Here is a 12,852-nt window from a genome sequence, read left to right as displayed (position 1 = left end):
CAGAACTTCTGATGAGCTATTACGGAGTATTTTAACATGCAATTTTGAGATATAGACAAATTTAAGTACAACGAAGAGAACGTTAATTCATGAAAGTAAAAGAAGTCATGACTACCCCCGTCTTTCAAGTAGAGGCTAACACGTCACTAAAAGAGGCATGCAAGCTAATGATGGAGAGAGGAGTTGGCTCTATCATAGTGACGGAAGACGGAGTACCTAAGGGGATATTCACCGACAGGGACGCAACCAGGGCAATGTCGCTAGGTCTAAGCCCCAACGACGAAGTAAGGTTAGCCTCATCTTTAGGGAATCTACTTACCGCAAATGAAGACATGGAAGTTTTCGAAGCTGTCGCGATGATGAGTAAAAACAAAATAAGACATCTCCCAGTGAAGAACAGGGAAGGAGAAATAATAGGAATGTTCGCAATAACTGACATAGCTAAAGTACTTCCTTCCCTTTGATCCAACGGGTCGGGGGGAGACGTAAAAGGTCAGATACCAGGAATCAGGCAAACTTATTTATTAAGTCGGAACCTTCATCTCATCAATACTTTTTTCCTTTTTCTCCTGTTCTAAGACTTATGTTCTCTAAGTATGCCTCATCTATCTACGGCATAGGAGAAGCGATCCACGGATCAGAGCAGGAAAGGAAAGTCCTAGAGTTCATAGAGTCCGTTATCCCTTCAGGGAAGAGACTGCCCATATCCACTAAGAAGTGGGAGTTCTCCTCCAACGTGGTCATAGGAGGTAAAGAGGTTAAAGCTACTGTCATGCCTTACTCCAAGGGAAGCGCGAAGGGAAGGATTGGAAGGGAGATAGCTTCCTTTAGGTTTCCAGACCACCCATTCAAGGTAAAGGACCTCTACAACGTAGCGAAAGAGAACGGAGCAGAGGCTGTCATATTTTACGAGGAGGGAAGAACTAGGAGGATCGGAGTCCCTGGCGACATCCCTGTGATCTCTTTACCTTTCAAGCCTCAGGGTGATATTGAAATTGACGTTAAGTCGAGTTTGACCGATATTACGTCTTTCATATATGAGGTTAGTTTCGAAGGGGAAGAGGACGAATACGTGGTGGTCTCGGCACACTATGACCATTGGCTATCAGGTTTTCACGATAACATTTTCTCAGTGTCCACGTTACTTTCCATTCAACCGAAAGCTGGTAAAAGAGGTGTCAAACTGGTTTTCTTCCCGTCCGAGGAGGGACCGAGGTGCTGTACTGGGTCGTTTCAATATGACGTTAGGAAAGTGAGCTCTGCTGTAGTCCTGGACTCGCTGTATCCAATGAGAGTAGTATTCTCATCCCCTCCTGAGATGTGGGATTTAGCCATGAGCTCGTCCATCAAGGTCAAGAGAATAGAGATGCCCACCCCTTTCTCCGATGGATGGACCTTCCTGTCGAAGGGAGTCCCATCTGTCACTCTGTATAACGACGACATGATCCCAGTGTATCACAGCGACGCTGATTTACCGTTACCCGAAGACGATATGTATTTCTCTATGGTAAGCAAAGAATTGAATAGAATCATCTCTATCCTAGTACAAAAGGACGTGAAGGTGGAAAGTCGTTTCCTACCAGACTACGTGAATCTGACCTCTCAGCTCGGATAGAAGAGATAAGGACGAGAAGGAAATTCTAAACTCTCGCCGTATCAAGTACAGTGACAATTGAGAAATGATATCAGTAGGTGTACCGTGGGTCTCTTCAATATTAGTGTCTGTCTTTCTTTTAAAAAAAATTATCCTGCTTTAATAAGAAAGTGCGTTTACGTAAGCGGTTCTTTCTTGGAAATAAAGCGAGCTCAATTGAACACAAGAATATATCTGTGCATATTATAGAGAATATCTAGAATTAGAAAAGTGACGTGTTTTATTCTAATCCAACATCAAGATAAAGACTTGCAGACGTATTCCCAGACTATCCCGTGAGCCTTAACGTTCATGACAACGAACTTAGCCGCCTCTATGTAGCCAACTACCCTCTTGGGCTCCGGTCCACCCCAGGATTTGTCCCTGATAAAAAGCCTCATTACCCCTCTCTTCTTGATAACTCTATGTACCTCCTTCATTATCCCGAGGTCAAGAAGATCAACGACACTAACTTCGCTGAATACTCCATCCCTGATGGGGATGATGTGTGACACTTTCACGCATGATCCCTCAACGCAGAGCCCGAACTTCCCCACTTGTACCTTCCCGGCTTTTATCTCAATGTCCTTCAAAGGATCCAAGTCTACCAAGAGATCCGTGCATTGGCTAAGTAGTTCCCTCTCTCCTCCCAGAAAGCTTCGCCCTATCAACACGTCGGTTCTCCTAATTCTCTCAAGCTTCTCGTAAGTCAGATGGACATCCTCTTCTCTCCCGTTTATTGTAACGAAGCTCACGCTATTAGCCAGGTTGCTTAGATTTCCGTTAACGTCCTTTAGCAGACCTATCTTCACAGAAATAATTCTGCCAGTTCCTTTTTAAAAGTTGTTTAAAAAAACGAGAATTTTACTTATTTAAAAAAAGAAAAATAGATAAATCTAATATATAATAAATAATCAATTGACAAGCAATTAGATATCTCACATGCCGAAAAGGACTTCACGTCCTTACTGAACGTCTATTCTGTTGCAAAAGGATGTGGATGTGATTTCTGAGGTTTTCTAAAAGAGTTTTTTATAAAAATTAGTCATCTGTCTCTGACTTCCTCCCCGCTATGGCGGGGGTTCCCCTCATCGGTTCGGGTTTACATCCCTCATTTGAGGGGCAGTCGAGAGGGTCAGAGACCCCTATTTAGGTTTACGATCGCAATAACGTCACGATCGTTCTCGTAACCGCATGAAGGACAGCGGAAAAATACCTATGAGAGATCTCCTCCATCCTTTTCCTACTTTTAGGGCATGAAACGGAAGAGTAACTGGGATTCACGAATTCTACGACCGCCACGCTTCTCAGCTTGCCACTCAACCCAATATTGAATCCTACGATATTGCATCAAATACAACCTATCCCCGAATTCAAGTGGTAGTTTGTTAACACGTTTAATCAGGTTCTTGAGGTTCTCTCTAACTTGATAACGTTGGCACCGAAATCCTCAGCAACCTCAACAACCCACTTTCCCACTTTTCTAGCATCCTCCGTAATCCTCTTAGCCTTTTGATGAAGAGAACGAATCCTGTGAAGAATCCTCTCGTTCTCCCTCCACCTCTTTGGGTTAATTCTTTTGAAGGTTTTCAGCTGAAGACTTCCACTGGTGAACCTCGTGAAGGCGAGTCGGAATCCTGACGTAGTGTGTATCGTCCTTGCCAACAACTATTTCGTTCATATTGATATCAACAGCAACGCTTGATTTAGCTTCGACTTCCTCTTTCGGTCTCTCAAAAACGACCTTGAGGAAAGCCTTATCATGGTTAACCACTAGCCTAGCCTCCTTCATCTTCCAACTCATGTAGTCCTTGAGGTTCCTGGGATAACCCAGTGGTAGTTTTCACCAACACTCGCTATCCTAACAGTCATGTTATCGAAGTCCACGCTATAGCTCGCTCTAGGGTAGCCACACTGTAGGTTTGTACACTCTCGGGAAACGTCCTCTTCTCGGGTTGTTGTACCAACCCTTGTATATCGCGAGAGCGTCCCTATAACAGTCCTCAGCAACCTTTGAAGGTAGGTCGTATTCCTCTCTTAACTTCGTGTATAACTCCTCGTGGACTTTTCCTAACACTCCCTTCTCTTCCGGATTTCTCACGTTCTCCTTCAACCAAAATAACGAAAAACGTATTGCTTTCACGTAGTTGTTCACGAGGGCTAGGAGGGGTTCAGAGAGCGATCTTCATAGAAACAGTAGCTCTGATCGCTTTAACCCTCCTAGCCATCAATAGAATTTCGAAAAAAGAAGTATTTAAACAAAGGGGACTATCCATCCCCGCCTCAGAGAGGCGAGGCTTTCCGCCCCCTTAACCCCTTTTTCTGTAAAGTATCTTCACAGCATCACCTAGGCACGGGGAGATAAGAGGAGTGATGAAGCCGGGTGACTAGTAGTCACGAAAAGTGGCTATTAGTCACGATGAGGCTAAACTCTTAAGGACTAACACGGGGAAGCTTAAGTCGTCGTCGGTAACTCCTTGAACCTCTTGGCCCTTGATCACGTCAGTGCCAGAAACCTTCAATGAAAGGCCTCTAGCTTTGGAAAGGGTCCTGGCTATCAGCACATAGTTTCCTCTCTTGAACGCTATGTACCCCCTTTCCACTTTCATGGGCTCGTAAGGTTTGCCCATCACTTCCCTCTTGATCTTCAACAGCTTCCTGATCAATGTCACCTTAGTCAACGGGTCTGTAACGTCCAGTGACTCCTTCCCCATCATCTGCTTCATCTTGGAGAAGTCTACCTTCCTTCTATTGTCAGGGTCGACCAAGGAGTAGTTCCATACCTCAGTCCCCTGATAGAAGTCCGCTATCCCTGGGGACATGACCTTTAAGGAAACCATGGTGAGGGACTTCTCCTTCCCTTTCAAGTCCACATCCGTCAGAAAGGAGGTGACATCGGACCTGAAAGAGCGGTTATGGAAAGCGTCCTTAACCATAGAGATTACCTTTTCCTCATACCCCACGTTAGGCTTCTCCCACGTAGTCCTTTCCTTGCTCTCCCTCATTGCCTTGATCATGTAAGAGGTAATCCTCTCCTCGTACTCCGGAGTGAAGTCCTCAAGGGAACCCACCAAGGCTTGGTAAAATCTATACTCGTCCACGGGGTCAACGTTGGGTCTGAGTAGGTCTCTCCAATACTTGATCCTGGACCCCCACTCATTAGGTATCTCCGACAAGTAGTCTATCCTAGCTCTCACGTCCTCGCTCATCTTAGTATCGTGAGTTGACGTAGCGTTCATAGTGGTCTCGGGACGGGACTTCATGAAGGAGTGGAACTCCTCCTGTGAGATACCGAACTTTGAGAGGAAGCCTCCCACCTCGTTAACTGACATGAGCCTCATGAAGCGGTAAAACACCGTGTCTTCTATTCCCTTTGCGAAGGCTCCGGGGAGTATCTGTTGGAGTTTGCCGTAGACCCATGGGTCCCTTTCCTTCAATTCATGAATCACCCCTGTGGGGTCGCACGGGATCTCTCCGTAAACCCTGTAAACGGGAAGGCACTCAGTAAAGGAGTATATCTCCTCGCTCACATCCCTTCCCAACGACCTTGAAGCGAGTCCTGCGACGTGGGAGAACTCGTTCCTCATGTACTCCCTTATCACTTTCCTCTTGCTCTCCCTTATCATGGTCTCCAGATCGTCATGCCTCCCCGTGAACTCTTCATAGACCTTTTCGACCTCTCCCTCATTTTCCTCGTCTATGAGGAGGTGATTCACGTAATTCAGGAAGTCATATCCGGTCGTGCCGTGGGCGGGGATTTTAAGTTCCTCCCCGAAGGTAAGGATTTTCTCCACAAGAACTAGCGGAAAGATTCGCTTCATTTTCTCCACGTAATTAAAAGGATCTAAGAGCCCATCTATGTGGTCTATCCTGACTCCTTCAACTCTGGGTAGGTTCCTCACCTGGTCTTGAAACACCTCGTCCTTCTCTACGTTCACCCCTATCAGACAGTTGACGTAGAAGAAGCGTCTATAGGAAGGGCCTTTGATCCACCAAGTCAGAGAATAACACTTCTCAAGGGTTTCGTCCACGGTGTTCACGTCATCACACAGTGGGAGCCTCCAGTCTCTGTACACTAGCTCCCTCCTTTCCTGATCTATACTGATGAGGTGTTTAACCTTGTCTAGTTCATCCTCGAGTATAGGTAAGGTCATCTTGTCTCCCCACCAGTCGAATGTAGAGCTCCACTGACTTCCCCTTCCGTTCTTCAACACGTCCATGAGCCTCCAGTTCTCAGTGCTCACAGCCATGTGGTTAGGGACTACGTCCTGTATTACCCCTATTCCCCTCTCTTGAAGAGATTTGGTCATCTTCTGATAACCTTCCATACCTCCTAGAGCTTCACTGATCACGTAGTCCACAACGTCATACCCGTGTGTGCTTCCCTTCCTTGCTCTGAAAGAAGGAGATAGGTAGACATGGGAGATCCCTAACCACGAAAGGTAGTCCCCCAAGTCTGCTACGTCTAGAAAGCCGGGTCCATCTTCCCTCATTTGAATTCTGTATGTACTGGTGAACATTACGATCACGATGAAGTCCTCCTATAAACTAGAGCTGCCCTGCCTTCTACCTCCAAGTAGTCACCGCTAGATACCTCCCTTTCATTGTCGGATAGCTGCCTTTGGTAAGAGTGGACCACTATTGACCACTTACCGTGACCGGGGACCTTTACCCTGACCTTGTTAACGTCAGCGTTTAACACTATCATGAAAGTGTCGTCTGCTATCCTATTGCCTAACTCGTCGTGCTCGTCCATTACTCCGCCCTCCAAAATGGAAATGACGACCTTGGTGGGTGAATTCCACATATGCTCGTCGACCTCTTCACCGCTGACCTTATACCAGCTCACGTCCTTGAACGGCATCCCGAGGAGCTTCTTACCTTGGAAGAACTTAGCCCGCCTGAAGAGAGGGTGGGCGTCGTAGAATTTCACCGCTGTCCTCACGAAATTAAGGAAGTCATATTGTCCATCACTTATCTTCCAGTTCACCCAAGATATCTCGTTGTCTTGACAGAACGCGTTATTGTTCCCCCTTTGGGTCCTGCTAAGCTCGTCTCCACCTAGAAGCATCGGTATCCCTTGACTTACGAAGAGAGTTATAATGAAGTTCCTCTTCATTCTTTCTCTACAAGCAATAACGTTAGGATCGTCGGTCTCTCCCTCGTGACCGCAGTTGAAGCTGTAGTTGTCGTTAGTCCCGTCCTGATTATTGAGACCGTTGTTTTCGTTGTGTTTAGTCTCGTAGCTTACAAGGTCCTGAAGAGTGAAACCGTCATGCGACGTGACGTAGTTTATGGAGGCGTAAGGTGTCTTCCCTGTCCCCAAGTAGATATCGGGGGATCCCATAAGTCTGTTAGCCATTTCCTGGTAAGTCACTTGGTCCCCTCTCCAGAACCTCCTTACAGTGTCCCTGTACTTCCCGTTCCACTCAGCCCAGAATGACGGAAAGTTTCCTACTTGATATCCCCCTGGTCCTACATCCCAAGGTTCTGCAATCAACTTAACTACTGAAAGAATTGGGTCTTGTTGTATCGCTATGAAGAAAGTGGACAACATATTCACGCTGTACAACTCCCTGGCCATCGCAGCAGCTAGGTCGAACCTGAAACCGTCCACGTGCATTTCCGTAACCCAATACCTCAGGCTATCGAGGACCATTTGAAGGACCCTTGGGTGACTCATGTTCAGAGTGTTTCCGACTCCGGTGAAGTCTAGGTAATACCTCTTATTCTTTGGGTCAAGCATATAGTAAGACAAGTTGTCTATCCCCTTGAAGGAAAGAGTTGGTCCCATGTGGTTTCCTTCTGCAGTGTGGTTGAAGACCACGTCTAGGATTACCTCAAGACCTGCGTTATGAAGGGCGTTGACCATCTCCTTGAATTCCCTCACCTGGTTTCCGTCGCATCCTGAGCTGGAATACCTGCATTCCGGGGCAAAGAACCCTATTGTGTTGTATCCCCAGTAGTTCCTGAGCCCTTTCTCTGCCAGGAAACGGTCGTCAACGAAGTGATGCACGGGCATTAGCTCCACACTAGTTATACCGAGGTCTTTCAGGTAACCTGTGACCTTGTCCGAAGCCAATGCTTTGTAAGTCCCCCTAACCTTCTCGTCGAGGTCTTCCCTTAATTTGGTGAACCCCTTGACGTGCATCTCGTAAATTACAGTCCTGTTCCATGACGTACGTCTGAAGTGATGGTCGTCCCAGTCAAAGTGGGGATCTATGACGACGCTCTTCGGGATGAAAGAGGAAGAATCCCTTTCGTCAAATGACAAGTCACCGTTTGGATCTCCTATCTTGTAGCTGAAAAGGGAATCATCCCATTCTACCTGCCCTGAAATTGCCTTAGCGTAAGGGTCTATTACAGCCTTATTTGGGTTAAACCTGAGCCCTTCCTCCGGTTTGTAGGGACCGTGGATTCTGTAAGCGTAGAACTGTCCCGGCCTCGTCCCAGGGACGAAAGTATGCCACAGATCAGCTGTCTTGTTCCTGACCTCAATTACCTCTTTAGGATAGTTCTTGTTGTGTGAGAAAAGTAGGAGCTCTACCTTCGTAGCGTTCTCCGAGAATATTGAGAAGTTTACTCCGTCCTCATTCTCGATCCAAGTTGCGCCGAGAGGGTAAGGGTTTCCGGGTCTTAGGGGGATATCCCTCCAGTCTGTCATACCTTATCATAATGGTTCAAGTTCTTAAAATTTGACTTACTTAACTTGATTAGTATTGAGACGATAGAAAAATGAGAGAAACTAATCATTAGGGATTTCAGGACATTAAGGATTTCAGGAAAGTTATTCGTAAAAGTTCAGTTTTAGAGAAACTAAAACCTCCTTCAGTTTAACCAAGGTGCAAAATTCACAAGGCAACCAAGGTTATTATAACTACTGGTTTCAGGTACCTCTTTAAATACGTTGTTTTAAAACATATTAGGCTTCGGCAATTTGTATCAGACATTTTTTTAAAAGAGGTTTGGCATTCAGTAGTACCATTTTCATTTAGGAAAACCTGCATAAAACTCCACTGCAAATAGCTATAGCATGGAAATAGACAGTACAATGCAGGAACTTCTAGATAAGGGACTACTATGCTTGAAAGGGAAATACAGTTCCGTGGTTATAAGAAAATCAGTTAGTGGTTACAGAATAGAAATAACGTCCCCAGAGAAAGATGCAGTAAGAACTGACTACATACTAACGGACAAGGAGGGAGTAATCAAATACCTAAAGCAAATGAGCGGGTACTCTATAGTAGACTTGTCTGAAGCTAAGAACATAAAGCCTCTAAGCAGATGGTGAACTAATCGCCATACTTGACCAGCCTTATAGTAAATAATAGTAAAGGCAAGATACGTTTTAGCATAGAACTCAAGATAAAGGCATAGGTCCTCATAAACCTGTTTTATTTTATTTTTCTTCTGTTTGATATTATCTATTTATATACATCTAGACAGCTTAGGAGTACAATTAGATATCTTCATTAAACTCCAAATCAATGAGAAATTCCAATATATGGTCATCACGAATGAGACAAAGCTTATCGTTTCAGGAGAAAGGGAAAATCTCATTCTTTTTTATTCTATTCTTTTTAATTTTTATAAAAAATCTTCCTCTAAATCAGCCTTCTGGACTTGACTACGAGTAGTGCGAGTATAATGGAAATAATTGGGGAGAAGACAAGCGACTTCTCCCCCAACAGATAGGACAGAACGAATCCAATCAGCCAACCACTTTGCTGGGCAGCGTTCACTTTACCGAAGTCCTGAGGGGTAACTGAATTGCTACCCTCTAGGGAAACAGGTATTATTGCTTCCCATAAGCCGAAGGTTATGGAGAAATAAGGTATCTCGCTTTCTAAGCCTAAAAAAGAGAAGAGAATTAGGAGAGCTATCATTGCCGTCCTACTTGTATTCTTTGTAGACAGGAAAGACGAGATCATGCCTATCGCTTCAGCTACGGTAGAGATCAATCCTATTTCCTCTAATGAGAATCCGAAATTCAACCTCAGGTAAACGTAAACGTAAGGGAATACCATGGCTATCGGTATCATTGAAAGGAAGGGAAGAAGCTTCATTGATTCTCCCCTCCCACCCCTCAGGGTTACTCTCAACAAGAGAACGGGGATACCGGACGCAAATGAGATGATGGAGGCTATCAAGAAAACCGCAGAGATACCTAAATACTGCGATATCATGCCTCCCACTAAAGGCATGAAGAGGGAAGGAATGATCGAGATGGACCAGACTCTAGCTATACATTTACTATCAAGGGAAGACATCATGGAGTAAAAGTTCGGCAGAGAGACGAAGAAAGAATAGGTCAGAATCCCAGACAAAAGCAATGGAATTGGAGCTGACGAAGATCGAATTAGAAATAGGCCTATTCCGCTGAGGAACATCCCTAAAAAGGCTGATGCCTTAACTCCTATCAGCCTATGGGAGATACCTCCTAACAAGGAAAATGGAATAGCAGCCAAGGTAAATATTACAAAAGAGAAGGAGAAGTTGTCTCCCAGGACTTTTTGCAGGTAAATTGAAAGATAGGGGTAGTAAAGGTAGTAAGACGAACCCCAGAGGAACCACGACGACGCGATAGGCAGGTTTACTCTCACGGCTAAAACTAGAAGTAGGACAAATAAAAAGTAGCTCAATAGCCCTTATGAGAGTCATGAAGTTCATGAAACTCTTCATGTAAGTTACATACTTCTTTGACGCGGAATGTGAAAACACTAAAAAGAAACTAGAAATTAAAGTATAAGCTATCAAGAGTCCGACTATTGGTTACAGACCGTATCTCCTGAAAACAAGATTCTTCACGAAGTCCATCAATACCATCCAACCAAACGTCAGAAGTATAACGTACACGACGCTCAGGGGAGGGATAGGGCTCACGAGAACTCCCAGGATTGAAATTACACTTATCACCACTATATCACCCAAGATTGAGAGAAGGAGCCATCTGCTGGGAGCTGAGTGCCAGAACCTCTTTCTTTCCCTCACCATGAGGACTGTGAATAGCCCTGAGAAGACCAGCAGGTCGAAGACAAAAGTCTGTATCTCCCCCTGAGAGAAGCCCAGCCTCATGGAAAGGAAGACGCCAGCGAAGCCTTCTAGGACTAACATGGTAGAGAGGACCGCGGAGCTCATGACTAAGGGTTTCACTTTCCACTTTTCAGGGGACTTGGAGTACCTTACGTTGTCTGTAGCTATCGACATGGTCACGAAATCGTTAGCGAAGAGAAGCAAGATTATATCAAAGGGTGTGGTAACGAAGAACCTGAACACAAAGAACGAGGTAGTAAGGAAGAAGACTACTTGTATAGTCTTCATAATTTTATTGAGAGTGTAGGTAAGCATCCTCTGGTATATCCTTCTTCCGCTTTTCACCGCATCGACTATGTCTACTATACCCTCATGTGTGAGGACAATACTCGCAGCCGCTTTGGCCACGTCTGTAGCGTTGCTCACGGCGATCCCGACCTCAGCTTGTTTCAACGCCGGAGCGTCGTTCACTCCGTCTCCCGTCATCCCTGTCACGTGTCCTTCTTTCTGAAGGGATTTTACAACGAAGAACTTGTCCTCCGGGAAAACCTCAGCTAGTACTCCACATTCATCTACTTTCTCTTTCCCTTCTTTCACGTCCGATATCGAACAAGGAGGACCGTCTATTTTCACCTCTTTCGCTATCTCTCCCGCTATCGCTTTGTTGTCTCCGGTGATCATCTTCACTGAGACTCCTAAGTCCTTAAGCTCACTTATCAAGGTTGCAGAGTCCTTTCTGGGCCTGTCGTAAAGCGGGAGCAGTCCAAGTAGAGTGAGGTTATTCCCTCCCTTACCTTTACCTACAGCGATTACCCTGAAGCCCCTCATTGCAAGTTTATCTATAGTGTCTTTTATTTCATCACTCATTCCGCACAAGGATCCTACTACCTGAGGTGCTCCCTTCACGACTCTAACCTCGCTTCCGTTCTCCGCTACGATTCCCTCGCTTCTCTTAGTGGAAGGGTCGAAAGGCGTGAAGCTTTTCCTAATCGAGAAATCTACATTTACTCCCTTCTCTCTAGCGTAGTTTATTACTGCCTTGTCTATCGGGTCCTCTCCTGCCTCCTCAGATGCTAACACCGCACATCTAATGAGTTCCTCTTCACTTCCCTGCATGACTATGGGGTCTACTACGTAAAGCTTGTTCTCAGTTATTGTACCTGTCTTATCCATGCATAGAACGTCCATAGAGGAAGCGTCCTCTATAGCGTTTAGCCTAGTGACCAAGACTCCCCTTTTGGACATCTCCAGAGCCCCTATAGCCATTGCAATGGTGAAAGTTGCGGGGAGGGCAACTGGTATCGAAGCGATGAGGACTACTAAAGCGAAAGGTATCACGTTAGATAAAGGAACCTTGGTGAAGAAAGAGTATATCACAATTAGTAGTACTAAAGTGACGTCTATGGTAATCAAGTACTTCACTATTCCGAGTATCAAGGCTTCTATGTGAGACTTTACCTTGGCGTTCTGAACCAGTTCGGTTGTCTTTCCAAAGTACGTTTTAGCTCCAGTCGTGACTACTACGCCTTCGGCCTCTCCTCTCTTTACTATTGAGCCTGAGTAAAGGATAGAGCCTTTCCTCTTTTCCACAGCCAAGGACTCCCCTGTCAAGGCGGACTGGTCTACCTCCACTTCGCCTTCAATTACCTTAACGTCAGCAGGGACTATGTCTCCCAACCTCACATGTACCACGTCGCCAGGTACTAATTCCCTCGCTTGAACGCTGACCCATTTCCCGTCCCTTAGCACGGAGGTCTGGACGGAGAGCTTCTTCCTAAGGAGCTCTACCGCGTTCTCAGCTCTGGATTCCTGGACGAAGCTGACTATAGCGTTGAAGACAAGAAGGAAGAGAATGATAGCCATATCGTCGTATTTCTTGAGGATGAACGTCACTAGAGAAGTAACCTCCAGCATCCAAGGGACTGGAGCGTTGAACTTCTCCAAGAACTTCCTGATCGGACTTACCTTCTTCTCTTTGACTTCGTTATATCCGTACTTCTCTAACCTCCTCTTAACTTCATCAGAAGTCAGACCTGACCTTGAAGTTGAAAGGTATGAAAGGACGTCGTCCACAGTAGCTTTCTCTAATTCCATGAATGAAATTCAGCAACTGGAATTAATAAACGACCATAATGTTAACATTGTTAATGAATATCTACAAATTATTATTGTGTCTTTTTCCCTAT

Annotated in this window: 8 protein-coding genes and 1 pseudogene; 3 read left to right on the top strand and 6 right to left on the bottom strand. The window is 45.4% G+C overall.

The annotated features are described in order from the left end of the window. Positions 1-89 precede the first annotated feature (89 nt). Together IC007_RS01115 and IC007_RS01110 are read left to right on the top strand one after the other, a co-directional pair. Complete coding sequence (locus tag IC007_RS01115; protein ID WP_054846912.1) at positions 90-464, top strand: CBS domain-containing protein; 375 nt, start codon at positions 90-92, stop codon at positions 462-464. Between the two features lie 119 nt (positions 465-583). Then, positions 584-1,615 carry a M28 family peptidase gene (locus tag IC007_RS01110; protein ID WP_054846913.1) on the top strand — a complete coding sequence of 344 codons (1,032 nt, stop codon included), beginning with the start codon at positions 584-586 and terminating at the stop codon, positions 1,613-1,615. Between the two features lie 275 nt (positions 1,616-1,890). On the opposite strand, the gene IC007_RS01105 is transcribed toward IC007_RS01110, so the two are convergent. The 4 genes and pseudogenes from IC007_RS01105 to glgX all read right to left on the bottom strand — a co-directional run bounded on the left by IC007_RS01105 (position 1,891) and on the right by glgX (position 8,297). Continuing rightward, positions 1,891-2,445, bottom strand: a complete 555-nt coding sequence (locus tag IC007_RS01105) for a hypothetical protein (RefSeq protein WP_054846914.1) — start codon at positions 2,443-2,445, stop codon at positions 1,891-1,893. A 276-nt stretch (positions 2,446-2,721) separates the two neighbouring features. After that, positions 2,722-3,861, bottom strand: a pseudogene (locus IC007_RS13605) (RNA-guided endonuclease TnpB family protein). Between the two features lie 186 nt (positions 3,862-4,047). After that, the gene (locus IC007_RS01085; protein ID WP_149564583.1) at positions 4,048-6,153 is read right to left on the bottom strand and encodes an alpha-amylase family glycosyl hydrolase; all 2,106 of its coding nucleotides are present in this window, start codon (positions 6,151-6,153) and stop codon (positions 4,048-4,050) included. A 5-nt stretch (positions 6,154-6,158) separates the two neighbouring features. Beyond that, positions 6,159-8,297: a glycogen debranching protein GlgX gene (glgX, locus tag IC007_RS01080; RefSeq protein ID WP_149528228.1), complete on the bottom strand. Its 2,139-nt coding sequence runs from the start codon at positions 8,295-8,297 to the stop codon at positions 6,159-6,161. 369 nt (positions 8,298-8,666) lie between these two features. On the opposite strand from glgX, the gene IC007_RS01075 reads away from it, so the two are divergent. Next, positions 8,667-8,924 carry a hypothetical protein gene (locus IC007_RS01075; protein WP_054846415.1) on the top strand — a complete coding sequence of 86 codons (258 nt, stop codon included), beginning with the start codon at positions 8,667-8,669 and terminating at the stop codon, positions 8,922-8,924. Positions 8,925-9,237: 313 nt separating this feature from the next. Here IC007_RS01075 and IC007_RS01070 read toward each other — a convergent pair whose 3' ends face one another. Next, the gene (locus IC007_RS01070; protein WP_149528227.1) at positions 9,238-10,236 is read right to left on the bottom strand and encodes an MFS transporter; all 999 of its coding nucleotides are present in this window, start codon (positions 10,234-10,236) and stop codon (positions 9,238-9,240) included. A gap of 169 nt (positions 10,237-10,405) precedes the next feature. Continuing rightward, positions 10,406-12,760, bottom strand: a complete 2,355-nt coding sequence (locus IC007_RS01065; RefSeq protein ID WP_054846412.1) for a plasma-membrane proton-efflux P-type ATPase — start codon at positions 12,758-12,760, stop codon at positions 10,406-10,408. Between the last annotated feature and the right edge of the window lie 92 nt (positions 12,761-12,852).

Source organism: Sulfuracidifex tepidarius (assembly GCF_008326425.1).
Lineage (GTDB): Archaea > Thermoproteota > Thermoprotei_A > Sulfolobales > Sulfolobaceae > Sulfuracidifex > Sulfuracidifex tepidarius.
Note: the sequence above shows the minus strand (reverse complement) of the source record. Positions and strands in the feature narration are given on the sequence as shown.

Coding starts and splice junctions, on each gene's coding strand:
- IC007_RS01085 (WP_149564583.1), bottom strand. CDS start 6,153: ATGTTCACCAGTACATACAGAATTCAAATGAGGGAAGATGGACCCGGC.
- IC007_RS01065 (WP_054846412.1), bottom strand. CDS start 12,760: ATGGAATTAGAGAAAGCTACTGTGGACGACGTCCTTTCATACCTTTCA.
- IC007_RS01115 (WP_054846912.1), top strand. CDS start 90: ATGAAAGTAAAAGAAGTCATGACTACCCCCGTCTTTCAAGTAGAGGCT.
- IC007_RS01110 (WP_054846913.1), top strand. CDS start 584: ATGTTCTCTAAGTATGCCTCATCTATCTACGGCATAGGAGAAGCGATC.
- glgX (WP_149528228.1), bottom strand. CDS start 8,297: ATGACAGACTGGAGGGATATCCCCCTAAGACCCGGAAACCCTTACCCT.
- IC007_RS01075 (WP_054846415.1), top strand. CDS start 8,667: ATGGAAATAGACAGTACAATGCAGGAACTTCTAGATAAGGGACTACTA.